General features: G+C 59.5%; 24 protein-coding genes and 4 pseudogenes. 9 read left to right on the forward strand and 19 right to left on the reverse strand.

Going from position 1 to position 24,717, the window contains the following annotated elements; all coding sequences use genetic code 11:
- Nucleotides 1-53 precede the first annotated feature (53 nt).
- A complete protein-coding gene (locus tag PYH37_RS03875) occupies nt 54-218 on the reverse strand; it encodes a hypothetical protein (RefSeq protein WP_280736698.1) in 165 nt (54 codons plus the stop codon).
- Here PYH37_RS03875 and PYH37_RS03880 point away from each other — a divergent pair, their 5' ends adjacent.
- The gene (locus tag PYH37_RS03880; protein WP_280736695.1) at nt 219-959 is read left to right on the forward strand and encodes a siderophore-interacting protein; all 741 of its coding nucleotides are present in this window, start codon (nt 219-221) and stop codon (nt 957-959) included.
- A 159-nt stretch (nt 960-1,118) separates the two neighbouring features.
- Here the strand turns inward: PYH37_RS03880 and PYH37_RS03885 are convergent.
- The 6 genes and pseudogenes from PYH37_RS03885 to PYH37_RS03905 form a co-directional block, all read right to left on the reverse strand.
- Nucleotides 1,119-1,283, reverse strand: a pseudogene (locus tag PYH37_RS03885) (IS30 family transposase); the annotation flags it as partial.
- Nucleotides 1,284-1,397: 114 nt separating this feature from the next.
- Nucleotides 1,398-4,613, reverse strand: a complete 3,216-nt coding sequence (locus PYH37_RS03890; RefSeq protein WP_280732116.1) for a beta strand repeat-containing protein — start codon at nt 4,611-4,613, stop codon at nt 1,398-1,400.
- 194 nt (nt 4,614-4,807) lie between these two features.
- Nucleotides 4,808-5,557, reverse strand: a pseudogene (locus tag PYH37_RS32385) (IS30 family transposase); the annotation flags it as partial.
- A 311-nt stretch (nt 5,558-5,868) separates the two neighbouring features.
- Nucleotides 5,869-6,483: a TetR/AcrR family transcriptional regulator gene (locus PYH37_RS03895; protein ID WP_280732117.1), complete on the reverse strand. Its 615-nt coding sequence runs from the start codon at nt 6,481-6,483 to the stop codon at nt 5,869-5,871.
- 147 nt (nt 6,484-6,630) lie between these two features.
- Nucleotides 6,631-9,741 (reverse strand): efflux RND transporter permease subunit, encoded by a 3,111-nt coding sequence (locus PYH37_RS03900; RefSeq protein WP_280732118.1) that lies wholly within the window; start codon nt 9,739-9,741, stop codon nt 6,631-6,633.
- Nucleotides 9,738-10,853: an efflux RND transporter periplasmic adaptor subunit gene (locus PYH37_RS03905; RefSeq protein WP_280732119.1), complete on the reverse strand. Its 1,116-nt coding sequence runs from the start codon at nt 10,851-10,853 to the stop codon at nt 9,738-9,740. Before PYH37_RS03905 ends, PYH37_RS03900 begins: the two co-directional genes overlap by 4 nt.
- 98 nt (nt 10,854-10,951) lie before the next feature.
- Here PYH37_RS03905 and PYH37_RS03910 point away from each other — a divergent pair, with 98 nt between their 5' ends.
- The 3 genes and pseudogenes from PYH37_RS03910 to PYH37_RS03920 all read left to right on the forward strand — a co-directional run.
- Complete coding sequence (locus PYH37_RS03910; protein WP_280732120.1) at nt 10,952-11,539, forward strand: TetR/AcrR family transcriptional regulator; 588 nt, start codon at nt 10,952-10,954, stop codon at nt 11,537-11,539.
- Nucleotides 11,540-11,660: 121 nt separating this feature from the next.
- Complete coding sequence (gene fabF, locus PYH37_RS03915) at nt 11,661-12,959, forward strand: beta-ketoacyl-ACP synthase II (protein WP_280732121.1); 1,299 nt, start codon at nt 11,661-11,663, stop codon at nt 12,957-12,959.
- 15 nt (nt 12,960-12,974) lie between these two features.
- A pseudogene (locus tag PYH37_RS03920) lies at nt 12,975-13,289 on the forward strand (3-hydroxyisobutyrate dehydrogenase); the annotation flags it as partial.
- A gap of 314 nt (nt 13,290-13,603) precedes the next feature.
- Here PYH37_RS03920 and PYH37_RS03925 read toward each other — a convergent pair.
- Together PYH37_RS03925 and PYH37_RS03930 are read right to left on the reverse strand one after the other, a co-directional pair.
- Nucleotides 13,604-14,371: a hypothetical protein gene (locus PYH37_RS03925; protein WP_280732122.1), complete on the reverse strand. Its 768-nt coding sequence runs from the start codon at nt 14,369-14,371 to the stop codon at nt 13,604-13,606.
- A gap of 566 nt (nt 14,372-14,937) precedes the next feature.
- Complete coding sequence (locus PYH37_RS03930) at nt 14,938-15,090, reverse strand: hypothetical protein (protein ID WP_280732123.1); 153 nt, start codon at nt 15,088-15,090, stop codon at nt 14,938-14,940.
- A gap of 779 nt (nt 15,091-15,869) precedes the next feature.
- Here PYH37_RS03930 and PYH37_RS03940 point away from each other — a divergent pair.
- Nucleotides 15,870-16,211 carry a hypothetical protein gene (locus tag PYH37_RS03940; protein WP_280732124.1) on the forward strand — a complete coding sequence of 114 codons (342 nt, stop codon included), beginning with the start codon at nt 15,870-15,872 and terminating at the stop codon, nt 16,209-16,211.
- 57 nt (nt 16,212-16,268) lie between these two features.
- Nucleotides 16,269-16,391, forward strand: a complete 123-nt coding sequence (locus PYH37_RS03945; protein ID WP_280732125.1) for a hypothetical protein — start codon at nt 16,269-16,271, stop codon at nt 16,389-16,391.
- A 402-nt stretch (nt 16,392-16,793) separates the two neighbouring features.
- On the opposite strand, the gene PYH37_RS03950 is transcribed toward PYH37_RS03945, so the two are convergent.
- The 5 genes from PYH37_RS03950 to PYH37_RS03970 are packed head-to-tail and all read right to left on the reverse strand — an operon-like array spanning nt 16,794 to nt 18,640.
- Nucleotides 16,794-17,606: a transglutaminase-like domain-containing protein gene (locus tag PYH37_RS03950; protein ID WP_280732126.1), complete on the reverse strand. Its 813-nt coding sequence runs from the start codon at nt 17,604-17,606 to the stop codon at nt 16,794-16,796.
- On the reverse strand, nt 17,600-17,893 hold the full coding sequence (locus tag PYH37_RS03955) for a DUF1488 family protein (RefSeq protein ID WP_280732127.1): 294 nt from the start codon (nt 17,891-17,893) through the stop codon (nt 17,600-17,602). Before PYH37_RS03955 ends, PYH37_RS03950 begins: the two co-directional genes overlap by 7 nt.
- A gap of 2 nt (nt 17,894-17,895) precedes the next feature.
- Complete coding sequence (locus PYH37_RS03960) at nt 17,896-18,291, reverse strand: hypothetical protein (protein WP_342394639.1); 396 nt, start codon at nt 18,289-18,291, stop codon at nt 17,896-17,898.
- Nucleotides 18,236-18,460: a hypothetical protein gene (locus PYH37_RS03965; protein WP_280732128.1), complete on the reverse strand. Its 225-nt coding sequence runs from the start codon at nt 18,458-18,460 to the stop codon at nt 18,236-18,238. The genes PYH37_RS03960 and PYH37_RS03965 overlap by 56 nt, the downstream gene beginning before the upstream one ends.
- 36 nt (nt 18,461-18,496) lie before the next feature.
- Nucleotides 18,497-18,640, reverse strand: a complete 144-nt coding sequence (locus PYH37_RS03970; protein ID WP_280732129.1) for a hypothetical protein — start codon at nt 18,638-18,640, stop codon at nt 18,497-18,499.
- An 846-nt stretch (nt 18,641-19,486) separates the two neighbouring features.
- Here PYH37_RS03970 and PYH37_RS03975 point away from each other — a divergent pair.
- The gene (locus PYH37_RS03975; RefSeq protein ID WP_280732519.1) at nt 19,487-19,867 is read left to right on the forward strand and encodes a hypothetical protein; all 381 of its coding nucleotides are present in this window, start codon (nt 19,487-19,489) and stop codon (nt 19,865-19,867) included.
- Between the two features lie 282 nt (nt 19,868-20,149).
- Here the strand turns inward: PYH37_RS03975 and PYH37_RS03980 are convergent, their stop codons facing one another.
- A complete protein-coding gene (locus tag PYH37_RS03980) occupies nt 20,150-20,311 on the reverse strand; it encodes a Thivi_2564 family membrane protein (RefSeq protein WP_280732130.1) in 162 nt (53 codons plus the stop codon).
- Between PYH37_RS03980 and PYH37_RS03985 the strand changes: the two genes are divergently transcribed.
- Nucleotides 20,301-20,651 carry a hypothetical protein gene (locus PYH37_RS03985; RefSeq protein ID WP_280732131.1) on the forward strand — a complete coding sequence of 117 codons (351 nt, stop codon included), beginning with the start codon at nt 20,301-20,303 and terminating at the stop codon, nt 20,649-20,651. The genes PYH37_RS03980 and PYH37_RS03985 overlap by 11 nt on opposite strands.
- Before the next feature lie 189 nt (nt 20,652-20,840).
- On the opposite strand, the gene PYH37_RS03990 is transcribed toward PYH37_RS03985, so the two are convergent.
- From PYH37_RS03990 to PYH37_RS04010, 4 genes and pseudogenes are all read right to left on the reverse strand, one after another.
- Nucleotides 20,841-21,104 carry a hypothetical protein gene (locus PYH37_RS03990; protein ID WP_280732132.1) on the reverse strand — a complete coding sequence of 88 codons (264 nt, stop codon included), beginning with the start codon at nt 21,102-21,104 and terminating at the stop codon, nt 20,841-20,843.
- Between the two features lie 572 nt (nt 21,105-21,676).
- Nucleotides 21,677-21,910, reverse strand: coding sequence for a hypothetical protein (locus tag PYH37_RS03995; RefSeq protein WP_280732133.1), 234 nt, complete (start codon nt 21,908-21,910; stop codon nt 21,677-21,679).
- A 291-nt stretch (nt 21,911-22,201) separates the two neighbouring features.
- Nucleotides 22,202-22,507 (reverse strand): hypothetical protein, encoded by a 306-nt coding sequence (locus PYH37_RS04000; protein ID WP_280732134.1) that lies wholly within the window; start codon nt 22,505-22,507, stop codon nt 22,202-22,204.
- 525 nt (nt 22,508-23,032) lie between these two features.
- Nucleotides 23,033-23,495, reverse strand: a pseudogene (locus PYH37_RS04010) (transposase); the annotation flags it as partial.
- Nucleotides 23,496-23,854: 359 nt separating this feature from the next.
- On the opposite strand from PYH37_RS04010, the gene PYH37_RS04015 reads away from it, so the two are divergent.
- Nucleotides 23,855-24,700, forward strand: coding sequence for an SHOCT domain-containing protein (locus PYH37_RS04015; protein WP_425336091.1), 846 nt, complete (start codon nt 23,855-23,857; stop codon nt 24,698-24,700).
- Nucleotides 24,701-24,717: the final 17 nt, after the last annotated feature.

A 24,717-nucleotide genomic window follows, 5' to 3' on the forward strand; every position in this document is an offset into this window, starting at 1 on the left:
ACGTCGACAGCCACCTGTCCAGCGGCAGCTTGGTCGTCGAGTTGGCGGCAGTGTCAGGCATACTGAGGCTGATAGACGGTGGCATCGAGGTGGATGTTTTCGCCGCCGATCTCGAGACACTGTATTTCGTCAAGGTATGGCTCGAAGATGCTCTCGCGGATGAACCGGCCGCTCGAACAGCTCGGATCGAGTGGAGCAAAAGCTGTCTTCAACGTCATTTGCCGCCCAGCTTCTGCGTTCTGACGGTCGACAGTACCACCGACATTGCGCCCAGACTCCGGCGGATCAGATTTCGGACAGCCGACACGAGGTCCTTCGACACGTTGGACGACATACATTTGCGAATCCTGTTCAATTTTCAGGAGATCGCCGAACGACATGGGTCTTCGGAAAGTCAACAGCAGGTGCCTTCATCCGACATCAAGCCGATTTGGCGAGCCTATACAGTCCGTTTCGTTGACCCGGCAAACCATACGATTGCCGTCGATTTCGTGATGCACGACGACGAAGGTCCCGGTTCCAGTTGGGCAAGGCGCGCAGCACGCGGCGACGTGGTTGGTGCGGCTGGGCCGAGCGGCGGAGGATTCAATGACGCTCAGTGGTATCTCCTTGCCGGAGACGAAACTGCTCTACCAGCAATTTCCCGAATTCTGGAATCGCTCGATGAGACCAAGACGGCGACGGTGATAATCGAGGTTGGCACTTCGGCAGATACCATCTCCTTTACAAGCCGGGCGGCCGTTGACACCAAGTGGCTGTATCGCGACGCGAGCGAAGCCAGCTGTCGCCCCGGCCTTGCGCAGGCCATCGCCCACGTGGACATTCCGCATATTTCTCTGAAAAGATTTGCGTGGGTAGCCTGCGAAGCTAAGGCCGCAAAGGCCATTCGAGCAACCCTTCGCGATCGAGGGTTTGCGAAGGAAGAACAATCAGTAGCAGCCTATTGGCATACGATGTGAACAGTCGGAGCACATGCGAAAAGCGCGCGAGCTTGCAAAACTTGGCTCCACGCTTCCGCCCAATCGGGGACATCGTAGCTCGTCATGAGCCAAGGGGCCGAGAAAAGTGACCTTGGAAAATCTGCGCCAAGTGCAACGTGGGCAGGGTAGGGGATCAGCCGTTCGCGCAAAATGCGCCAGGAAGACCCGGCCGGTGTCCGATAGCCCAGACACTTTCGCGGTAGCGAGTTGAGGTGACGGGCGAGGGTGGCGAGCTGCGCTCGCGTAACGGCGGATAGGTCCATATCGCATGGCATGAAGCGGGCGAATGCGTCTATTGGCGTTCGCACAATGCTCATCCCGCCGCCGCGCACGCGGCCAGCGGACCAAGCTGCCCCCAAGCTGCCCCAGTGACGATTGCAAGCTCGCCCTCGAGCTACCGGCCTACGCCGGCGCCCGCTACACGATCAGGAAATCTCCCGTGGTCAGGCCCGGATGCGTCGAGAGCACGGCGAACTGAACGGCCGTGGCACCGGAAAGGCTGCCGTCGGCATCGTAGTAGAGCGCACCGGTCGTCGTGTCATAGATGATCCTTTGGCTCGTGTCCTGCGCTGCGGTTGCGCCGGCCGCCGCATAGAATTGCGCGCTCGCCAGAGAGCCGACGCTCAGCGTGGTGAAGACGCCCTTCGAGAGGGCGAGCTTGTCCCCCGTGGCGAAATCCGAGACCGTGTCGATATTCGTCGCTCCGAGCGCGAAATCGAACTGGAACGTATCGGCCCCTGCGCCACCGAACAGCGCGTCGCTTCCGCCGCCGCCCGAAAGGAGATTGGCGTTCGCGTCGCCCGTCAGCCTGTCGCCACCGGTCCCGCCCCAGACGTTCTCAATGTTGCGGATCGTATCCTCAGCCACGCCCCCGACGGTCACTGTCGAATAGGTGGCGCCATTGAGGGTGATGGAGATCGATACGCTCTTGTCGCGATAGTTCGCCGTGTCGACGCCCGCCCCGCCATCGAGAGTGTCTGCTCCGCCGCTACCCGTGAGCAGGTCCTTGTTGTCATTGCCGTCGAGCCTGTTGGCTAGGCCGTCGCCTGTGAGGGTGTCGTTACCCTTGCCGCCGAACACATTCTCGATGTTGCGGATGGTGTCTTCCGCGGTGCCATTGACGAAGACAAAGCTGTCGCTCCCTCCGTTGAGGGTCACGCTGACCGCGACCGTCTTCTCGCGATAATCTGCCGTATCGACGCCTGCGCCGCCGTCGATGAAATCGGCTCCTAGAGCGCCACGGAACAGATTGTTTGCGCCGTCGCCGACAAGCGTGTCGGCAGCGGATCCCGCGAGAATATTCTCGACGCCGCGGATGGTGTCCTCGGCTGCGCCGGCGACGAGGACGCTCGCATTCGCCGTGCCGTTGAGAGTGACGCTGATTGCGTCGGTCTTCTCGAGGTAATCGGCCGTGTCGATGCCGTTGCCTCCGTCGAGCACGTCCTTGCCCAGGCCGCCCTTCAGCGTGTCGCCGCCATCGTTGCCGCGCAACGTATTGGCCAAGCTGTCGCCGGTGAGCGTATCACCAGCGGAGCCGCCCGAGATGTTCTCGAAGTTCCGGATCGTGTCCTCATTCAGGCCGTTGATCTTGACGATCACGGTATTCGGCCCATCGAGCGTGGCGACGATGGTGTTCGTCTTGTCCCGATAATCGGCCGTGTCCACACCCGCGCCGCCGTCGAGACTATCGGCGCCCCGGCCACCGCGCAACGTGTTGCTGCCGCCGTCGCCGGTCAGCACGTCGGCGCCGGCACCTCCGAAGATGTTCTCGATGTTGCGGACCGTGTCCTCGGCCATCCCGCCGACGGTGGCGATCGCGTTCGCCGCCCCCGCCAGCGTCAGGACGATCGCGGCCGTCTTGTCACCGAAGTCGATGGTGTCGGAACCGATGCCACCGTCGATGACATCGAGGCCGCCTCCGCCCTTGAGGAGGTCGTCGCCCCCTCCGCCGACGAAGATGTTCGCCTGTGCGTCGCCGGTGATCACGTCCGACGCGGCGCCGCCCGTCACATACTCGATGTTGCGGACGGTATCCTCGGCAATACCGCCGACGAAGACCGTTGCATTGTTGGCGCCGTTGAGCGTGACCGCGATCGGCTTGGCCGACGCCGAATAGTCGACCTTGTCGATGCCGGCACCGCCATCGAGCACATTCGCAAAGGCGTCGCCCCGCAGGACATCGTTGCCCGAGCCGCCGAGGATGTTCTCTATGTTTCGGAGCGTATCCTCCGCAATACCGCCAACGAACACCGTGGCCGGGCTCGCGCCGGCCAGCGTGACGACCACGGACGCCGTCTTGTCGCTATAGTCGGCGGTATCGACGCCGGCGCCGCCATCCAACGCGTCAGCACCGAGGCCCCCGCGGAACGTGTTGGCGGCCGCATCGCCGGTGAGTTGGTCGTCGCCCGACCCGCTGATGATGCTCTCCATGTTACGGACCGTGTCCTCTGCCGTTCCGCCGATAGTCGCGACAGCGTCGGTGGCCCCGTTGAGGGTGAGGAGGACGGATTGAGTCTTGTCGGTGAAATCGGCCGTGTCGGTGCCGGCGCCGCCATCCAAGACGTCGGCGCCGAGGCCCCCGCGGAACGTGTTGGCGGCTGCATCGCCCGTAATCTTGTCGTCGCCCGATCCGCCGACGACGTTCTCGATCTTCGTGATCGAGTCCTCGGCAACGCCGCCCACCGCCACCGTGGCGAGATTGCTGCCGTTCAGCGTCACGGCGATGGCGGCCGTCTTGTCGCTGTAATCGGCGGTGTCGCTGTCCTCGCCGCCGTCCAGGATATCGGCCCCGTCGCCTCCCATCAGCCAGTCATCGCCGCGGGCGCCCGAGAACTTGTTGCCGGCGGCATCACCGATAAGCGTGTCGCCCGCGGACCCGCCGACGATCTTCTCGACATTGCTGACCGTGTCCTCCGCAGCGCCGCCTACGAAGACCGTAGCGGCATTGGCGCCGTTGAGCCTTAGGACGATCGCAGCTGTCTTTTCCCGCAGGTCAAAGGTGTCGCTCCCGGTGCCGCCGTCGACCGTGTCATTGCCGGCGCCGCCGAACAGGGAATCGTCGCCAGCGCCGCCATTGAGGGTGTCGTTGCCGACCTCGCCGCGCAGGACATTGTTCTGACCGTCGCCGGTCAGGATGTCGTCTCCCGAGCCGCCATATACGTTCTCGATGTTGCTGAGAGTATCCTCTGCGGCACCGTTGACGAAGACCGTGGCCGGCGTCGCGCCCGTCAAGGTGACCACGACCGATGTCGTCTTGTCGCTATAGTCGGCCGTGTCGATCCCAGCGCCACCGTCGAGCACGTCGTTTCCGAGGCCGCCCCTGAAGAGATTGGCTTGGATGTCGCCCGTAATGGTGTCGTCGCCCGAGCCGCCATAGACGTTTTCGATCCTGCGGAGGATGTCTTCCGCAATGCCGCCGACCGTCACCACCGCATCAACGCCGCCGTTGAGCGTGACGGTGATCCCTGCCGTTTTCTCCCGATAGTCGGCCGTGTCGACGCCCGAGCCGCCGTCGATGACGTCCGATCCTCCTAGTCCCTGAATGAGATCGTCACCGGCCAGGCCGTTGATCGTATCGTCTTGACCCGTGCCGATAAGAGTATTGTTTCCGGATGTACCGCTGATGACGGCCATGGATAATCCCCCTCCGAATCCCTGTGAAGACCCTGGCGGAACGCGCTGCGCACCCCGCGTCAATTTCTTGAATAATTGCTAACGTAAAGGCAGTCGGTTCCCGACCATTTCACTAATTTATGCTTTATGCAGGAATGTAGCAGATTTGCAGAGGCTATACCAACTGCAACGGGGGCGTGCAAAGAGTAGGGGCGTCACCCGCACTCGCGCAAATGTGCGGTGAAGACTTGGGCCGGTGTCCGATAGCCGAAGCACTTTCTGCGGAGCGAATTTCAGATAATGGGCGAGGTCGACGAACTGCTGCTGCATGACTTTCGGATAGATCCGCGACGCGGTGCATGAAGCGGCGGATGTGTTTTTCTGCCAGAATGAATTCGGGTCGCAGGACTAGCTTCTGACGCAGATCCCATTTTCCAGAACTCTGTACCGCGATCAAATGTAAAGCTGCGACGTGCAGCGGACGACAGGGCGAGAAGTCGAGGACGTCTTGTCCATGACAGATCGCGAGTGCCGGCTGCGGTTCTTGATCATCACCGCGAGGCAACGTTGGCTTCGCCCAGCTCGCGACAGAAGAGCGAAAGATCACCTTCCTGATGACAGAATTGCGAACGATCATTAATGAATTCAGGACGTTGGGTGATCCGGCAGTCAAACGGGATGAAGCTCCTGCGCGGTTTGATCCGCGACGACCGCGTCTGCGCCGCCCTTCCGGAAGAGGCCGATAGGAGCCGAGGGCGTAATTTCCCTTGCAGTAGATGAAGCGGTAGATCGTTTTCTGGCCAAATGCCGACGGCGCTGATGCCATCGGCAAGAAGGCGACCGACGATCTGTTCCGGCGACCAATGGGGCTTCAGCCGATCAATCACTAGGTCGCGCAGTGGATGACGACGTCTGAGCTTGTGTAGCCGCAGTTCCTTGCTGATGTCGTCCGCAACGCCGCCATAGGGTCGGTTCCGGTAGGGGCGACATGACACCCTAGGCGGCCATGATAACTTTGCGACGGGGATTTTGGCCGGTTTCACCATACAACTGTCGTGGGCGGGCACTTTGCGGATGGCAAAGTGCGACCCTGAGCCGACTGTCGGATAGTGTGCCCGCAAGGTCCGCATCCACCCGGTCAGCGCGTATTGCGCGAGATGGGCGTGGGCACGCTTTTAGAGCGCTATCTCGGGCGAAGTAGGGTTTCACCGTCTCTTCCGGCATATGGGCCCCCACCGCTCCTCGGCCAGCGCCGCATGCGAATACGGCAGCCCGCTTAGTCCGACTTGCCGAGAGCTTTTTGTATAAAGCGAATCTGCTCGCGCAGGCCTGCTTCAGTGTCTTCGCCGTGTTGAAGCCAGTGCTCGATCAGAACCGGATGGAAGAATGGCATGAAAGCGGCCATGACTCCTCGCGCGGCTTGCGCGGCATCTTCGACCTTGAATTCGCCCGCTTCGATGCCCTCGCGGATGATCGCCTCGAAGATCGTCACCATCCGCAAGATATGCGCCCTGATGACCGCCCAGTTCTCCTGCATGGCGGCGATAATCAGGTCATGCATGCGCTTTTCCTTGAGCCGTGTCACCTTGTTGTGCTGGTGAATAGCGGTCAGGAGCCGGTCGAGTTTCTCCGAGGCCGTTGCGTTCGTGCGTGCGATCGCAATGGCGATGTCAGCGACCTCGTTCACGACTCGCCTGCAGATGGACTCGTTGATCGCATCCCTGGAGGGAAAGAAACGGTAGACGTTCGCCCGGCTCATGCCGAGCTCGGAGGCGATGTCGGCCACCGACGTTTTATGGTAGCCGATGCGGCGAAAGTGCTCCTCCGCCACCTCCAGAATGCGCTGGCGCACCTCGTCGGGATCAGTTCCCGTTCGGACCGGATGGTTCACGGATGTCTCCAGGCCAGATGAATCGGATCTGCCGGGCTCGCCCTGCACGGTCATCAGCAAGCGGTAAGATCGTGCGGCTGGCCCTGCGTATGTTCGGGCAAAGCCAGCGCGCGAGAACTTGAACCGTCTCCGCCTGACAACCGAGCCCTACTCGGCAGCCATTGCTGTTCGCAATTCCGGTTCCTCCGTCGGATCCTCATGGACCTCATCTGCGGTCGGCTTGATCCGGAACCATGCCGCATAGAGCGCCGGAAGGAAGAGCAGGATCAGCACCGTGCCGACCGCCGTGCCGCCGATCAGCGTATAGGCCATCGATCCCCAGAAGACGGAGTGTGTGAGAGGGATGAAGGCCAGCACGGCGGCAAGTGCGGTCAGGATAACCGGGCGCGTCCGCTGCACAGTCGCCTCGATGACCGCATGATAGTCGTCGAGACCAGCTGCCTGGTTCTCCTTGATCTGCTCGGTCAGGATCAGCGTGTTGCGCATCAGGATGCCGGCCAGCCCTATCAGTCCGAGAATAGCATTGAAGCCGAAGGGCTGATTGAAGAGGAGCAACACTGGAACCACCCCGGCAAGACCGAGCGGGGCCGTCAACATGACCATTGTCATCGTTGACAGGCTGCGGACCTGGAGGATGATGACGATCAGCATGGCGGCAATCATGGCCGGGAAGATTTGGACAAGCGCCACATTGGCCTTTAGAGATTCCTCGATGTTTCCACCCATTTCAATGCGATATCCAACGGGGAGCGAGGCGATCAGCGGCTGAAGCGCCGTCATGACCTGCTGTGAGACCTCCGGGGGCTGCGTCGCCTCATTGATATCCGATCGGATCGTGATGACCGGGGTCCGATCGCGACGTTTCAGAATCGGTTCCTCAAACCGGATTTCGGAATGGCCGATCTGATCGAGCGGAACCTGTCGGCCATCCCTGCTCATCAGCGAGAAGTCGGCCAACCTTGCCGGATCGAGGCGACTCTCGCCAGCACTACGTGCGACGACAGGCACGTTGCGGATGTTCTCGCGAACCTGCGTGATCGGAATGCCGCTCAGCAGCAACTGCATCTGCTGGGCTGCCTCGGCCGGCGAAAGGCCGATGAGGTTCAATCGATCCTGATCCGGGATGAAACGGAGAACAGGTGTACGGTTGCCCCAATCGCGGTTGGCCTGCCGCACGTCCGGGACGCCCCGCATGATGTCGAGGGCCTTCTCGGAAATGCTGTACAGTTGCTCTGGATCAGGTCCCATGACCCGAAACTCGACCGGGAACGGCGTGTACGGCCCGAACACAAGCTGGGTGACGCGTACATAAGCCTCAGGTGCAAGCCCCTGTGACACCGCTTTGCGGAGCCGGTGCTTCAAAGCCTCGCGCGCCTCCGCGTCCGGTGTGAGCACGACGATCTTGGCGAAGGCGGGATCAGGCAATTCCGGCGCCATCGCGAAAAAGAAGCGGGGAGCGCCCTGTCCGACATAGCTGGTGACGATGTTTGCCTCGGGCTGTTCCTGCAGCCAGCGTTCGAGTCTCTCGACCGTGGCGGTCGTCGTCTCGATACTGGTGCCTTCGGGCATACGGACTTCGACCAGCACCTCGGGACGATCCGACGTCGGAAAGAACTGCTGTTTGACCGATCCCATGCCAACGACAGAAAGAGCCAGGGCGATGCCCACGACAGCGCATGTCATGAACTTGTGGCGCACGGCAAACTTGATGAGCCCCCGCAGGCGCCGGTAATTCGGCGTGTCGTAGATGGCGTGATGGCCGCCCTCGACTGGCTTGATCGCCGGCAGCATCTTGACGCCGAGGTAAGGCGTGAAGACCACCGCGACGATCCAGGAGACGATCAGCGCGAAGCCCACGACCCAGAAGATGTTGCCGGCGTACTCGCCCGCGGTTGATCTGGCAAAGCCAACCGGCATCAGCCCTATGATTGTCACGAGTGTGCCGGACAGCATGGGCGCTGCCGTATGGCTCCAGGCATATGCGGCCGCCTTGATGCGGTCCATGCCCTCTTCCATCTTCACCACCATCACCTCGATTGCGATGATGGCGTCGTCAACGAGAAGGCCGAGCGCCAGAATGAGGGCGCCGAGGGTAATGCGATCGAAGAACCGGCCTGTTTCCAGCATGATGAGAAACACGACGGCAAGCGTAAGCGGAACGGCCAGCGCCACGACGATCCCGACACGCCAACCGAGGCTGAGCAGGCTCACGAGCAACACAACGCCAAGCGCCATGGCGAATTTCATCATGAACTCGCCGACCGCAGCGTCGATGTTGACGGCCTGGTCGCTGACCTTGGCGAGCGTCATGCCGAGCGGCAGCGTCTGTGCGATCGCGGCAGATCTTTCTTCGAGCGCCTTGCCGAGTTCCAGACCGTTCCAGCCCTGCTGCATCACCGCGCCAAGCATGATGGCGGGCTCGCCCTCATGGCGGATGAGGTAGGTAGCGGGATCTTCATAACCGCGCCGCACATCTGCGAAATCGGAGAGCTTCAACGTGCGTCCGGCAGCGACGATCGGGGTATCGGCGATCGCCTGGACACTATCATAGGCGCCGTCGAACCGGATGAAGACCTGCGGGCCGCGTGTGTCGATCGAGCCCGCCGGCGTGACGGTGTTTTGCCTTTGCAAGGCCGCAGCGATGTCCTGTGCCGATACGCCAAGGGTTGCGAGCTTAGCATAGGAGAATTCGACGAAGATCTGTTCGGGCCGCTCTCCAAGGATGTTGATTTTCTTGACGCCCGGCACATGTAGAAGATCCTGGCGAATCACCTCGGCCCGCCGCACAAGCTCGCGCATCGGCATGCCTTTGGCCTTCAACGCATAAAGGGCGAAGCTCACATCGGAATACTCGTCGTTGACGAAGGGACCGAAGACGCCGGACGGCAGGTTGCGGGCTTCATCCCCGAGCTTCTTACGGGCTTGGTAGAACTCTTCCTCAACTGCCGTGGGCGGCGTGCTGTCTTTTAGCGTGACGGTCAGAAAGGCGTAGCCCGGCCGGGTTATGGTCTCGACACGGTCGTACCAGGTCAGTTCCTGGATGCGCTTCTCGAGCGGCTCGGCGACGAGATCCTGCATCTCGCGCGCTGTGGCGCCTGGCCACACGGCCGTGACCGTCAGGGTCTTGATGGTGAAGGAGGGGTCCTCGGCACGCCCCAGCTTGCCGAAGGCATAGACGCCTGCGGCAGCAAGCAGAATGATGAAGAAAAGGGTGACGGCTCGCTCGCGAACCGCGAGCGCGGAAAGATTGAAGCTCATTGGTTCGCCGCCTCTGCCTGAAGCCCGGTCCTGACGGGCGCGCCATCCCTGAGGAGATGCGCCCCGAGTGCAACGACCTGATCTCCAACCTCAATGCCGGTGATAGACGCAGTTTCTTCACCGAGCCGTTTGATCTGGATTGGAACGAAGCGCACGCTGGAAGAAGCTTGGTCAACAACCCAAACCCCGGTGCGGCTGCCGTCATTCAACACCGCGCCGACCGGGACCGCGACCTCCGACTGCCTTTCTCCGTTGGGGATTCTGATGGTTACCGTCGAGCCGAGCGGCGCCGAGGCGGCGTCGCCGTCGAGCACGTAACGCGCTTCATAGGTACGGGTTTGGGGATCGGCAGCATCCGAGATTTGTCGCAGGCGCGTTTTTCCGCGCCGCCCGTCACTTCCATAGACACTTGCTTCGGCTTCCGACCCAATTGCGGGACGAACGGTTTCGGGAAGCGCGACCAAGGCCTCGCGCGGGCCTGCGTGCGCCAGTTGAACCACCGTCTGTCCCGCCGCGACGACCTGTCCGGGTTCGCCGAGCGTCGCGATCACCGTTCCGTCCGCATCGGCCACCAGGACCGAGTAGGTCGCTTCGTTTTCTGCGACTTTGGCTTCCGCTTCCGCGGCGGCAAGCTGCGCCTCAGCCGTATCCAACGCGGCCTTGGCCTGCTCGTAACGTTGTGGAGTAGCGGCCACCCCGCCTTTGACAAGAGCGGCATAGCGCCTCTCGTCCGCGCTTGCCTGAACAAGGACCGCGCGGGCCGCGGCAACCGCATTGCGCTTCGCCGTCAGCGCAAGACGTAAATCGGTTTCGTCGATGCGCATCAGAGCTTGCCCCGCCTTGACCTGCTGACCGACGTCGACCACTCGCTCAACGATCTTGCCCGGCACGCGAAAGCCAAGATTGCTCTGCACCCGGGCGGCGATTGTACCTGTGAAGGCGCGCTCAGCTCTTTCCGGTCTTTTGGCTTCCACCAATTTCACAAGTGGTGGCGCGAGGCGGGAGTCTGCGGCCTCCGCATCCCGTCCGGGCGTTTCGAAAACGAACGCAAACGCCGCGCCCCCGGCTGCTGCTAGGAGGCCAATGGATGTGAGAAGATATTTGCGGTTCATTGCAGTTAACCCTTGCTGACGGGCGTTGCCTTTATTAGATTGCGATATAAATCTAATCATGCTATAGATGTCAAGTGAAATCTAATCGGAGGTCGATTATGAGAGTTAGCCGCGCACAGGCGGAAGCAAATCGCGAAGCGGTCATCAACGCAGCGAGCCGGCTTTTTCGAGAGCACGGCTTTGATGGCATCGGGCTGAAGGATCTGATGAAGGGCGCCGGCCTGACCCAGGGTGGATTCTACAAGCAGTTCGAATCCAAGGACGATCTTGCGGCACAGGCGTCAAGGCGAGCGATGGAGCACGCGACCCGCAGATGGTCGGCTGTTGCTGCCGCAAGCCCTGATCCCCTTGAGGCCGTTATTGAGCTCTACCTTTCTCTGGGACATCGCGAAGAGAAGAGCGCCGGTTGTCCGTTGGTGGCGCTTGGCGCTGATGCGGCGCGTCAAAGCGAGGAGGTGAGAGCTCCATTCCAGGATGGCGTTCAAGCTCATCTTCAAATTCTCGACGAATTGATGCCGGAGGCCGAAAGCCCGAATACCTACGGCAAAGCCATGGCGATGCTGTCGCTCATGGTGGGTGCCGTGACGATCTCTCGTATCTTGAACGACGAAGAGATGTCGCAGCGGTTTCTCAACGCGGCTGCCGACGAAGCTCGGCGGATTGCGGCCTCCGCCGGGAAAGCATGAGATTCCCGCCATCCCCGTCGCGGCGTCGCAGCTGTAGGCGCTCCGACACAATCCTTGATTTCTCACGATCACCCACCGCAGTCTCGCGGACGGATCCAACAAAATGATAACTGGAGAACACATGCGCCGTATCGTTGTTACAGGCATGGGAGCAGTTAGCCCCCTCGGAGCCAATGTGGCGACGTCCTGGTCTCGACTCTTGTCTGGTCGTTCGGGCATCGGACGGCTTCCGGACGATGTGGTGGGGGACCTGCCGGCGAAGGTCGGTGGAACGGTTCCCTCCTTCGAAGAAGACCCCGAGGCGGGCTTCGATCCGAATACCGTCTTTGCTCCAAAGGATCAGCGCAAGGTCGATCGGTTCATTCTCTTCGCGCTGGCGGCGGCGGAAGAGGCGCTTGCTCAGGCGAGATGGAAGCCGGTCTCGGAAGCTGATCGGGCTCGCACCGCGACGATCATCGCTTCGGGCATCGGCGGGTTCCCCGCCATAACGGAAGCGGTGCGAACGGTTGATCAGCGTGGTGTCAGGCGTCTTTCACCGTTCACGGTGCCATCTTTCCTGGTGAACCTGGCAGCGGGTCAAATCTCCATCCGCTACGGCTTCAAGGGTCCACTCGGCGCGCCGGTGACGGCGTGTGCGGCCGGCATTCAGGCGATCGGCGATGCGGCTCGTCTTATCCGCGCGAATGAAGCCGACATCGCGGTGTGCGGCGGAACGGAAGCATGCATGAATATCGTCAGCCTCGGTGGTTTTGCCGCGGCACGCTCTCTTTCGACCGGCTTCAATGAAACACCTGATCGGGCCTCGCGCCCCTTCGACATGTTGCGCGATGGCTTCGTCATGGGCGAAGGCGCCGGCATCCTGGTTATCGAGGCCTTGAGCCATGCGCTCGCGCGTGGCGCGAAACCGCTCGCCGAGCTCGTCGGCTACGGCACGACGGCGGACGCTCACCACGTCACTTCCGGTCCCGAGGACGGCGACGGTGCGCGCCGGGCGATGGAGATCGCGATTGCCCAGGCCGGAATTTCACCGCGTGAGATTCGCCACCTCAATGCGCACGCGACCTCGACGCCAGTCGGCGACTTGGGAGAAATCGCGGCGATCAAGAGGGTCTTCGGCGCAGAGTTCAGCGTGGCTGTCAGCGGAACGAAGTCGGCGACCGGACACCTGCTCGGAGCTGCCGGCGGGCTTGAAGCCATCTTCACAATCCTGGCGCTCAGGGATCAGGTGGCACCGCCAACTCTCAATTTGAGCGCGCCTGATCCGGCCGGCGACGGAATAGACTTCGTTGCAAACCAGGCCCGGCCAGTGGAGATGGACTACGCGATCTCCAATGGCTTCGGCTTCGGAGGAGTCAACGCGAGCGCGGTGTTCCGGCGCTCAACGGACAAGCCGATCGGCGCCGGAGAGTCCCGTGACTGAAGGCATGCCCGGGCAGACGGGGCATCTCGACGTATCGCCATTCCAGTCGCGGGTGACCCGAAGGCGAAGGCCACTGTCATGGAACTCGTAGAGGCCAGCGGTTTTAACGCGCTGGACTCTGGAAGTCTCAGCGACTCCTGGCGTCAGCAGCCTGGTACCCCCGCCTATTGCACGGAACTGAAGACGAGCGAGCTGAAATCGGCGCTGCAATCGGCCGACCGGTCTCGCGCGCCCGGTAATCGCGACGCCCTCCTCAGGGAATTCATGGCAGCCGGCGGCAACCTGACCCACGACGAAATCGTCGCCCGCAACCGGGCGGTGACTGTGTGATCGGCGAAGCCTAAAATTGCTGCAAGGATAGACGAACGTCCACATCGCTTCCCGATCGCGGCAATAGACTAGCGAACTCCCGACGAGACCAAAGCGAATGATGTGGACAAACGTCCGAAGCAATCGCGAGGCGCAAAGACCGAAAAGGAGGAGACCATAACGCCAGCGGCATCGCCCGAAGGCATACAGTCCAAGCTCGCCGGCGGTCGCCTTCACCTGGGAAAGAAACACCCGGTAGCTCATTTTGGTAGGAGGCGCCGCGGTACAGCGCCCGCCTCCACTCGGCTCAATCTGCAACTATGTTAGAGAGATCGTTACTCCATACGGCAAGCGCCGCTACGGAGTTGATACGGCCGGTTGCACTCCCAGGCGTTACCGGAAGAATCGAGATGCGCGTTCTCAGGCAGCTTGATTTGCGAACATGTCGCTCCCTTCGTTTCAAAGCCTCGGTCACATTTCCATTTCTGACCGTAGGATGTCTCCACGAAGAATGCGTTGTTAGGAATCTCTACGGCAACACAGGCCTGGTCCTGCTGTTCAAAACCGCGCTCGCATTTCCATTCGTTCCCGCTGGTCGTCAGATAAGCATGGTCGGGAACGATCACTGCGACGCACTTGCGTTCGACAATCTGATAACCTCGTTCACATTCCCACCCCTCATCATACGTCGACTCCGTCAGAAATGCGTTGTCCGGCACCTTGATAAGCTCGCATCCCCGGTCGTTTTGGCGATATCCGCGCATGCAGTGCCAACGATCGCCATAGAATGGATCAAGATACGCATTGGCAGGCACCTGAACGGTAAGGCACTCGTTGCCCCTTTCAACGAATCCGTAGTGGCATTCCCAGCCCTTACCATAAGACTCGTTCGTCAGGAACGCGTGGTCGGGAGACTTTACCGCGAGGCAAGAATCGCCCTCCTTTTGGAATCCACGATTGCACTCCCAGCCTGATCCGAAGCGGTTCGCTTCGGCATTAGCAGGCACCGGCGGTGTCGCTTGGCCAAATGCATTCGGGCTGAATAACAGTATCGCACATAGAAGCATCGGCAGAGCCAATGCAGGGCGGTATGTTTGGGCCATGTCTTTATCTCCGGTTGAGCCTTTGCGCCGCTATCTCGAGGTATAATCATGTGTTTGGAGATACTCGGTCGATGAATGGGAAACGCGATGGCTCGTTGCTCTAGCGAGGGCGGGAGCGTCTTTTCGCAGCTCGTGCGGAAGCAATACCGTCAAGCCACATACTCGCAGCCGTGCGCGGTAGATCCTGGAGCGTTACGGGTCGGATAGCCTGCCTTGGACACTTTTCCAAATCCCATCCGTTTTCGGGGTGGGCATTGACAAGCATCTTTTGGAAATACAGCAGGATGGCAGGATGCGAGGAGCGGGAAGACATGGCGCCCTCCTTTTTGTCGGGGGGCTAGGGCTCGCGATAGGTCCCTCAGGCGGCAGCGCCCTTACCAGTTGCGGCCGACGTGGCACCATGAACCTCATTTCCCTGTTTAGCAAGGACACCCTGGATTTCTGCCCGACCCAGAGGACCGCGAATTGTACACCTCAAGAGCCACGTTTTTCAGCCTCTACGGCCAGCCGATCCCCCAGCTCAGTCGGCTGCTTGCGCACACTTGATTGTGAGCGTTTCCAGCCTCCTATTGGCTACACTCCAGCACATCGAAAGGGAACTGCCGATAAGTCTCACGGTCCGTTGCCTGCGTGTGCTCAGGCTCGATGATGTTCGGCGAGCCACCTTCGGATCTCCATGCGCTGATGGCGAGCGCTTGCTCTTCGTGTTTACTTTTCATCTGTAGTCCTCCTCTGGGCCTGTCGCCCCTCTGGGCCCGTCGCCTGTGCCACGACTGGTGATGCTCTTTAGTGGTGGGGCGGCATGCGCCATTCCATTGGCTCCAGATTGTCTTCGGTGGATGCGATATTGAGGCGAGTTATCCCTCAACCGGAGCTTTGCGGTGATGCGATAGGTTTCGGCTCAGTGAGACATTTCGTCGATCTCTGAGGCGAACGGGTACGCGATGATGGCGCATGTAATTGCCTTCACGACGTGGGCGAGGGTGAGATTTTGTGTTGGTGGCGATCAGCTGCGATTAGGCGGTGAAGCTCCTCACCTCAGGATTTATCGCTACCAGACGCATTCGATATTTGTTTTCGGCCGTGGCCGGAAGCTTAATGAAGATTGTCACGCGGCGATAGGCGGGCCATGAGAGGCCTTCTACTGCCTCTGACGCAGCAATATTCAACATGGTTGCAGAACTATATTAAACATATATGTGATTAATGAGACGATACTAAGATTTGCTAATTTAATATCTGGTCTCCGCACAAAAAAGTCTCCTGATAAAATGTTTATTTCTACATGCGTTATGATGCGCCGCCGAAAAATGTAATTTTCTACAAAAAAATATCCATGACTAGTTGTTGTAATAATTTCTTGGAAAAACATAACAATTGGATGTTTACATTAATTCCTTTAAAGCGCACTGTAATAAATCTGGATTGCTATTGGCTCATGGTCCGAGCGCGGGCCTGCAACGATCCCGATAATCACCTGATTAAAGGGAATTAAATCATGACACTCGATCAAATTCTTGAACGGACAAAACCCTACGCGATTGGTTTAGTCGTTGGGCTTATCGCCGCGCCGATCATCGGTTTCAATGCTGGATGGATTACCACCACGACTGCTAGCACTGAGGCGGTAGAGACGGCCAGAGTGGATGCGCTTGCGGGGATGTGTTCAACCGCGGCAGGCCGAATGGCTACTGCCAGGAGCGCCGACCTCGCAACATTTAAGGGCTACGACAACCGTGCGAAGCGTGACGAACTCGTAGCGGCCATTATGGCCGATATCCAAGTTCCAGCGGACGTCCTCGGCAAGGTCAGCACGAGCTGCAGCCGCTCACTGTCCTGAGGCGTAGCCGACGTCGTGCATTGGGCATCTCAACCAGACGAAAATTAGGAGGTCGCTATGAAAAGCTTCATTCCCGCCAGCTTCTATACCTACGATTTCTCGCGCCTGTTCGTATCGCTTGCGTTTACTCTGGCGATTGCTGTGATTGTCTATTCGTTCCTGTTCGGGAGCATCCTGTAGTCGTCTGATCATGCGTACATCAGCCCTATTAACCCGGAAAGTATCCTGGACGGACATGCGCGATGCAGCGCCTTGAGCGGAAACCGATAAGTTATCCCGACATTTGCTCTTCTGGGCGAGCTGAATGGGCTCGCCCAGGGAAGAGTAGGTCTTAAGACCGCGGGCATCTCCTATAAGGCAAGAAACCACGACGACCACGCTGTGTTGGCGAGGCCCAGCGCGAAGAGCGTGCGGAGCACCAGAACAATCCCCGCCGCAGCCTCGATGCGGAGGAACCAGACGAACGGCTTAGCAAGCCGATCTGCCGGTTCTCTCTGGGAAGCGTGAGCGGCTGGTGTTCATTCGGCAAACCGTTCCTGCACTGCGATCACTGCGATCGCGACGGGCAAGTGTTCCCTTTGGCTATCGCAAGGTCGGCACCTCATAAGTCCACACTCGGAACGACTTCAGGACGTGCGGGCCGAACGAGTTGATGAGCGGGACATCGGCCGCGTCACGGCCGCGCGCAACCACGATCCGGCCGACTCGCGGCGTATTGTTGCGCGGATCGAACGTGTGCCATCCACCGTCCAGGAAGACCTCGATCCAGGCACTGAAATCCATCGGATCGACGACCGGGACGCCTATGTCGCCGAGATGACCGTTGATATAGCGTGAGGGAATGTTGAGGCAGCGGCAGAGCGTGACGGCAAGATGCGCGAAGTCGCGGCAGACACCGACGCGCTCATGAAAGACCTCGTAGGCCGTCCGTGTCGACCGGGCGTGCATGTAGTCGAAGCGAATATGGTCATGGACGAAATCGCAGATCGCTTGCACGCGACCCCAACCGGGTTCGATCGCGCCGAACATGTCCCAAGCGCTCTGGCTGAGACGGTCGGTTTCGCAATAGCGGCTGCCCATGAGATAGGCGAGGCAATCGTCCGGCAACTCCGGCACCGTGAGTTCCCGGGCGGCTGGCAGCACTTTGTCCGGCTTGCCGTCGTCCTCTATCGTGGCATCGCCCCATATCGTCAGGTCGCCCGCCGGTGCGACAAACCGCCGGCATCGGTTGCCGAAGAGATCACGATAGGTCGACGTCGGCACGTCTGGCGCGGTGAATGTCGTTTCAGGGACCCGAATATCCGCCGCGCGATGCTCGTGGACCGACAGCAGGCATACCAACGCGGTCGGTTGCTGGCAGTTCAGCGTGATCTCATAACCGTAGCGGATCAGCATCTGGATCGGTCCTGCCGGAAATCGGCGGCGGTCAGCGTATAGAAATCGCGGCGGCCATTGGAATAAGCTTTGCGTGCGATATCGTAGATGGACAGGCGCAACGCGTCGAAAGCAGAAAGGAACTTCGATTCGGAGATTTCCGATCTGTCCAATTCGGCATTCGATATCGCGAGCGCGTCGGCCTCGACGAAGAACCTCACCTCGAACATACCGTCGTGGCCGATGAAGCGGATGGCGTTTCTCTTCTCATCGAAGCTGCGGCTCGGATTCGGAAATGACAGCGTCACAATCAGCGTGCCTCTGTTTCGCACGACGCGGGCCGCGCAGGTGCGGATAGGCTGACCCGCTCTTTCCAGCGCTCTATATTGCGACGGTTGAGAGACAACATGCCCTCGGTTGCGCCCGACCGGCTAAGTCCGACCATTGTGTTGCCGCCAATACGCGCCGGTACGCCTGTGAACACGTGATAGACCGTCCAGGAGCGGTCCGCTTCGATGCGGCGGCCGTATTGATGATCCGTCGTGTCGGGCGCTGGTGCTCCGCCTTCATCTTCCCAGATACTGATCGCAAGGGCATGTTGCCCGACTTCAGTTTCATTGCTGTGGGCGTTCATGGTGGTGGCCTTTTCATCAAAATTTTTCGGCGGTGTCGAGCCTGCTTGAATGGAGATTGTTCCCATCACCATCGATGATGGTCATGGCGTCCGGACGCTGCGGCATGTCGAGGGTCCGCAAAAGCTGCCGCGCAATCTCTCTCGCCTCGTCGAGATCGGCGGCTTCCGCGGTCTCGCGGCCGAGGACCGCATGCGCGTCGTCCGCATTCCGGATACGGTAGAACTCGATCACGATCTTCATCGCCATCCTCTCCGTTCTACAGAAGCGTCGTAGCTGTCAGTGCTTGCCCTTGCCGAGTGAGGCGTTGGCGTTCGTGGCGAGCTTAATCTGGTTGCCGAACTGGCTTTCAGGCTTGGGCGGAGCCTTTTCCTGTTTAGGCTTTCTCATTTCGCGATTGCTGCGTTTCTGTCCCTTGGCCATGGCTGAACGTCCTTTCGATGAGAGTGGCGCCGTCATCAGCAGACGACATGCGCACCGGTTCGAGGCCGTGCTGTGTCGTCACCCGTGCATGACGTTCGTCGTCGTTCCGGATGCGGTATTGCGGCGAACCTCCGCTTGGCGGGAGCGTTCCGGTGATGTGATAGATGTCCGCGGAAAGAGCCGGCCTACCAAACCCGCCCTTCAGTCGAACAGCTTGCCCAACGGCAAGTCCTCGATCGATTCCCCGCCACGGTCGACACGTTGTCTCCAGCAGGTTGCGGCGCATTGAAGCTGGGCAACCGGAAGGCGGACGTCTGCGTGGTGCGGTTGGTTATGGTAACGCCCCGCAGTAGCATGCGGAAGCGCTTGCCAGCGCCTCTTCCATCCGAACCGAAACGATTCCCAGGACTGCCAGTACATCCGTGGTCAGCGCCCGGGTGTCCATTCCAGGTTCGAACGAAGCGACATGCCGCGCCCGATCGGCGCTATCGAAAATTCGTGGTGAGTGGCGGGCCTCTGACACCGCGCAGCCAAATCGGCTAAATTCCAAATCGGCCGAATTAACAAGTTCTGTATATGGTTCACAATTGGGTTTTAAGCAAGGCGTTCGGCGTTTTGTTTTTGGCTGACATTAAGGTCGGGTCTCAATTGAATGCAATTGCCATACATACGGAATTCGTTTGGCCGATTTGGCTGCGCGGTGTCAGAGGCCTGCCATCCGCCGACCCCGCCGAATCTCAACGTCGCCAAGATCATAGATAGCGGTAACAGTTGCGAGAGGAACCAAGGAACATTGAGACGCGGGCAGCGTTTAGCCTCAGAGCCTTCATTCACCGGGAGGCGATGATGAGAACGCAATCCCGTAAGATACCGCCCGACGTGCGCGCGGCGATTGGTGCGTTTCTGAACGCATGTCAGAAAGAAGCGAGGCCATTCGCGACCCGAGAAGCCCTTGGTGCGGTGCGGCGCATTTTCCCTGATCTGGACATCTCGGATAAAGACCTCATGGATGCCATCACCAGCGAAGCATCCGTGGCGGGTTTCGATGTAGATCCCGCGGATACTGCTTCCGCGAGGCTGATAAGGGACGCTCTCGAAGAATGGGATAATAAAGGCGGCGCAATCGATAAACCGCCGCGCAGCGAAGCGCAGGGCAGGAGTGACGACGACACGGATGGCACGAGGCGGCGGGCAAGAGCGACCAAGGACCGGAATGAGCTGCTCTAGCACGGCTCCCTACCATGGCTGACCGCCTGCGGCGTCGCCATCTCTGTCAACCGGGCAGGGGCAGGCTGGCTGGCCAAAGGCTGGCGCGCAGTCCTGTTGACGCCGACCTGCTTCGGTCCAGCGGAAGAACGACTTCCCCCAGATTCTCCGGTTCCATGCGTCGTCGTCGACCGATCCGCGCGCAAAGGCGGAAAAGCGGGCTGAGAGCAACTGTTCCATTCCGATTTCAAGTGCCGGCCGGTGGCGTCGGCCGAGGCGAGATGCGGCAAGCCCCCGCACGGATCAGAATACGCCAAGAGAGCTGAGCAACGAGACGATGCCAACGATTACAATGACGATCTGGGCCATCTGCTTCATCGTCGAGTCAATCGGAAGTTTTTGCACGAGGTACAGCACCAGGGCGACAATAAGGACCGTGATCAGGATGCTGATTATGATGGACATGCCCCAGGTCCTTAGCCATTCCGGCAGTGAAGGCGTAGATATGGTTGAGTTCTGTAAAGGGAAGGGCGGCGTGGGCGCGGCACAGAGTGCTCGTGCCGATCCGTTCAGTGCGGGATCGGCACGTGAGCTCGGTCTCGTCGGTGTCGACGGCAAAGACGGCCAGCAGCTTCGCGGGTTCTGTCTTGCTTACATTCGCGCGCGCGTCGTGCCGGTCGCACGGAAACTCGGTGAAATTCTGGTCTTGGGTGAAGGTTCTGACCGGCCCGCCGTTGAGCTGCTTGAGCAGAGCATCAAGGACAGCCGTGTATATAAGCGCGGACTTCGCATGAGAATGGACTAGGTTCGCGGCGCCGCGCCTGTCGTGTAGATCATGCCGAGAGGTCTTGTCGGATCATTGAGTCCACCGAGCACGAGAAAACTTGTTGCCGCCCACCGCAGTAAGTCTCCTCTTGTGGTGGTGTCGCCGCCGGGGCGTTGCGCTTGGTGGACGCGATTGGAAGCGATTAGCGCGATTTGCCGCGGTCAAGCGTCAATGCGCGGTATGCATTGGTGGCGCTAGAAAGCTGTGAATTCCGTCACGCTTAATCGTAGCCAGAAATTCTTCAAAGGCCTCGCGATCGGTAGCGAACGAATCTTCCCATACGGTCGAGTATCCCTCTTGGTCGATGACCTCGAGCGTCCATTCTCCATTAGTATTGGCTGGCCGATATATGCCGATAATCACCATGACGCCGTCATCGACGAACTCGCCGGAGAATTCAGAAAACTCATATTGCTGTTCGCTTTCGGGCATCCTCGATTATAGCATGCGGAGGTGTGGCGGGCGAACACGGTTACTGGCTTGTCGGCACACGTGGACTGGGTGAAAAACACCGATCGCAAGAAGTTTGTCATTGCCGCCCTCTGGACAGCGACAACAAGCTGAAGTGACCAGTCGAACCGTGATGCGGGCGGCGGATTGCAGATAGACCCGACCGGGAAAGCGCGACCACCCGTGACCGCGGTCTACGCGCGGGGTGATCGCCCTTCATTGGGTCAAGCTATCAGACTGGTTGCTTTGATCTGCTGTTGGTGGCGATTCGTAGCCGGTAAACATGGTAGGCGTAGGCCGAAAAGCCCAAGTGAGCATGATGCTCATCGATACGAGGATTAGAGAGAACACAAGACGATACATGGCGCTTTCCTCCGTGATTGGAGCGCTGTGAATGCAGGTTTCAGCATTCGTCGCCATTGTCAGGTCAAGCATCTCTGGCGAGGAGACGCGCGAGAGCCTTGAGGCGGTCGTCGCATGGCAACGCGAACGGGAAGTATAGCACATTCCATGCTTGCAGTCCCGGGACATGGTCGCGCGGCAGCGTTGCGGCGTCAGATTATCAATTGGACTATATGGGAGAAGGGCGTCATCGCCCACTTGCCGCTATCATCCTTCGCCGTTTTGTAAATTATGAAGTCTCGGCCGACGGTGAACTTGCCGTGCATGGTGATCTCATTACCGGTTGAGAGAATTGCTCGAAGTTCGTTTGCGTGGGATTGCTCGATTTGGCCACTGATCAGGTCGGCGAGGACCTGATCTAAAGTGTCCGGTTTTGTGTCAGTCATTGGAAGCCCCAGAGCGTGTTGCGATTGACGGTGTTAATGGCGCCATAAACCGAGACCGTAGGCAAGGACTGCCGTCGATCTCCGGTCGTTATCTTGAGTGCGTCTTCGCCTTCACCCTGAGCAAGGAACTGGGCCAGCGCCGAGAGCAACGCTTCCGCGGCCTGCCAATCGAGGGTGATCTCAACGACCTCGTCTGTGTCTGTAACAAGCTCGAGGGTCGGGTCGACACCACGTCAATGTCATTGTCGTGGTGATGCGTGGTCAGGCGCCGTTACTCATCCTGATTCCTATTTAAGTGCTGCGTTGGGCCCGCATGATTGAGGCCTTCGTTTCAAGCTCGTTCACAAGTGGATGGTTCTCAACGTCAACGGGTAGCGTGATAACGTCGGTAAGGTCGAACGCAAGGGACACCGCGTCCGAGCGAACGATACTGCCAGCCACAACCTGGTAGTTAAAGTGCCGACCGCCAGACATCGAGGCGAGCTTGCCGCCGCGTGTCTCCCACACTGACTGAACTCCAAGCGTTTGGTTGTTGATGCCGTAGTGCACCCTGATAATTTCGTTCTGGTAATCCTTGGTGCTTTTTCTCGGCGGCATGGTGACCTCCTCGTTGGCCTAGAAGAACCACGTTACAGCGTCCTCCATCTCATCAAGACCTCCCCACGCTGACATCCGGTTCCTCTGGACCGTTGTCGCGAACAGTCGCAAGGGCCGCCTGCGCGCCCGGTCAGATGTCACGGCTCGGTTTCAATCTCGACAAGGCGGCGTTCTTTGATCCGCAAAGCGAGAAGCGGATCGCATGAGACAGAGACAGGAACGCTCAGTCCGACATCGTTATCATAGTTACGAAGCAGGATATACGCATGCCTGCTACTGAGACGGGTCGCCAGTTTTCAATGGAGATCAAAGCGACATCTAAACTTGATTAGCTGATTGCGCGTCTAACAAGATCCCAGTGAGCGGGGGCTTTGTGTGTCTGCTCTTCGACTGCAATGGCAATAACTTTAGTCGTTTCGGCAAAAAGGCTGATAGTGCATAAATCCGGTCTGTGTTCGTAGCATCGATGGGTCGCGATCGTCGCCGATCGCGACCACACCTGTTTTCAGATTTGTTTTACAAGCAATGCCGCCGTCGGGCATGCCGCGGACGGCGCCTGGCGCGGCGCTCCGGCAGATGGCGCCACAGCTTGATATCATGGCCATCTGCCGAGTACGCGAACTGGTAGATCGTCTCATGACTAACGGAGATCGGGATGACGCTCCAACCGCATCCGGCCAGCGATCTGTTGCGGCGACCAACCATGCATGATCCGCTCGACCACCGAACGGCGCATCTGCGAGAAGCGGACGAGCTTGCGCAGCTTGGCGCGACGCTCACGCGCCATCTCATTGGCGGTAACGCAAAAGTAGCCGCTGAGGTCCGGCATCTGCGGATCCTCGAACGCTTTGCGTCGCAAGTCGCGGAAAATCGTCGAGCGATGCCGTCCGAGTTTGTCGACAATGGCGTTGACGCTGATGCCTGCCATTCGCCATCGAGCAATCTTGCGGCGTTCATCCATATTGATCTGGGAGTAGATGGATCTCATGGGCCATTCCTTGCAACTGATGATGAACTCCGTCCGCCGTCCCGGTTGCGATTGCTCGGGTTTCTCCGTCGACAGGTTAATGCATCGGCGATTTGAAAGGGGGTTCATTTCCCGGTACACCATTTGACCTTTTACAAATCACATAAATATAATATATATCAGTACGTTATCTTTATACCTTAATTCACGATGTAGAAATTAAAACGTCATGAGGGATTGGAGAAGAGGCCGGGCATGCCACAGCGAGACACTGATCCTGCGAGGCCCTGTCAACCCGGAGCGACGCGTGCTAGATCAATTGCAACGGATGCGCCGGCGTGCGGCGTGCTCGCAATCTTCATCAGGCAAGGGCGATCACGATGAGACAACTCAGTGAAGAGGGCCGACGGATCCTGGGAGAGATTGCAGAGCGGTACGGGGTCAGCCTCGGCGCGGTGGAACACCTTCTGATGGCGATTATCGCCGGGCAGGGGGCACAGGCCCAGTTCAACCATCCCGATCTGGGCGGAATGGGGCAATGGTCGCAGGGCGGCATGATCATGGTCGGCGACATGTTCAACAATGCGCTGAAGGCGAACGTGGCCGGGATTTGTTCCGAGCTTGCGACCTTGGTGCGCGCCATGGATTTGCTACGCCCGCAGACGTCGCACCAGTCCCAATATCAAGGTCAGGGCGGCGGCGTCAGCCTGTTCGTGCCTGGCGCCCTGTCGGCTGGGAACTGGTGGCCCGAGGAGCTCGGGCATCCTGCCTCGACCGGGGCGCAGAATGACCTGCGCTATGCCTTTTTCCCGACAACCCAACGGCTGGCGATCGATATCGGCGGCCGGGTTACGGTCTATGACACGAAGGACCATCGCATTGGCGGGTTCTCGCAACAGCAAAGCGGCGACCAGTCGCTGAGCTTTACCTCTCAGTATGGGCTGGTGAAAATTTCGGAACTGGATGTGGTACGGCAGGGCGGCAAGGAACCGGCGGACACGCCGGCTACTGCAACATCCGCCGCCACGGCTGCGCCGTCGATATTCCCATCGTCCGCGCCGGAATCCGCCGGGCCACAACAAGTGGCACGTCCAGCACCGGAGGCGCTTCGGTCCGATGAGGACATCTTCGACAAGATCGAACGCCTCGCGGCACTTCATGCGAAAGGCATTCTCACGGATCAGGAATTCGAAGCCAAGAAGTCGGAGTTGCTCAGCCGACTATAGCATCTGATGAACGGGGC

It is taken from the genome of Sinorhizobium numidicum, from assembly GCF_029892045.1.
Classification (GTDB): domain Bacteria; phylum Pseudomonadota; class Alphaproteobacteria; order Rhizobiales; family Rhizobiaceae; genus Sinorhizobium; species Sinorhizobium numidicum.

Coding starts and splice junctions, on each gene's coding strand:
- PYH37_RS03925 (WP_280732122.1), bottom strand. CDS start 14,371: ATGGCCCAAACATACCGCCCTGCATTGGCTCTGCCGATGCTTCTATGT.
- PYH37_RS03995 (WP_280732133.1), bottom strand. CDS start 21,910: ATGACTGACACAAAACCGGACACTTTAGATCAGGTCCTCGCCGACCTG.
- PYH37_RS03910 (WP_280732120.1), top strand. CDS start 10,952: ATGAGAGTTAGCCGCGCACAGGCGGAAGCAAATCGCGAAGCGGTCATC.
- PYH37_RS03970 (WP_280732129.1), bottom strand. CDS start 18,640: ATGGCCAAGGGACAGAAACGCAGCAATCGCGAAATGAGAAAGCCTAAA.
- PYH37_RS03940 (WP_280732124.1), top strand. CDS start 15,870: ATGACACTCGATCAAATTCTTGAACGGACAAAACCCTACGCGATTGGT.
- PYH37_RS03975 (WP_280732519.1), top strand. CDS start 19,487: ATGAGAACGCAATCCCGTAAGATACCGCCCGACGTGCGCGCGGCGATT.
- fabF (WP_280732121.1), top strand. CDS start 11,661: ATGCGCCGTATCGTTGTTACAGGCATGGGAGCAGTTAGCCCCCTCGGA.
- PYH37_RS03980 (WP_280732130.1), bottom strand. CDS start 20,311: ATGTCCATCATAATCAGCATCCTGATCACGGTCCTTATTGTCGCCCTG.
- PYH37_RS03945 (WP_280732125.1), top strand. CDS start 16,269: ATGAAAAGCTTCATTCCCGCCAGCTTCTATACCTACGATTTCTCGCGC.
- PYH37_RS03985 (WP_280732131.1), top strand. CDS start 20,301: ATGATGGACATGCCCCAGGTCCTTAGCCATTCCGGCAGTGAAGGCGTA.
- PYH37_RS03950 (WP_280732126.1), bottom strand. CDS start 17,606: ATGCTGATCCGCTACGGTTATGAGATCACGCTGAACTGCCAGCAACCG.
- PYH37_RS04000 (WP_280732134.1), bottom strand. CDS start 22,507: ATGCCGCCGAGAAAAAGCACCAAGGATTACCAGAACGAAATTATCAGG.
- PYH37_RS03990 (WP_280732132.1), bottom strand. CDS start 21,104: ATGCCCGAAAGCGAACAGCAATATGAGTTTTCTGAATTCTCCGGCGAG.
- PYH37_RS03905 (WP_280732119.1), bottom strand. CDS start 10,853: ATGAACCGCAAATATCTTCTCACATCCATTGGCCTCCTAGCAGCAGCC.
- PYH37_RS03875 (WP_280736698.1), bottom strand. CDS start 218: ATGACGTTGAAGACAGCTTTTGCTCCACTCGATCCGAGCTGTTCGAGC.
- PYH37_RS03900 (WP_280732118.1), bottom strand. CDS start 9,741: ATGAGCTTCAATCTTTCCGCGCTCGCGGTTCGCGAGCGAGCCGTCACC.
- PYH37_RS04015 (WP_425336091.1), top strand. CDS start 23,855: ATGAGACAACTCAGTGAAGAGGGCCGACGGATCCTGGGAGAGATTGCA.
- PYH37_RS03960 (WP_342394639.1), bottom strand. CDS start 18,291: ATGGTGATGGGAACAATCTCCATTCAAGCAGGCTCGACACCGCCGAAA.
- PYH37_RS03930 (WP_280732123.1), bottom strand. CDS start 15,090: ATGAAAAGTAAACACGAAGAGCAAGCGCTCGCCATCAGCGCATGGAGA.
- PYH37_RS03965 (WP_280732128.1), bottom strand. CDS start 18,460: ATGAAGATCGTGATCGAGTTCTACCGTATCCGGAATGCGGACGACGCG.
- PYH37_RS03890 (WP_280732116.1), bottom strand. CDS start 4,613: ATGGCCGTCATCAGCGGTACATCCGGAAACAATACTCTTATCGGCACG.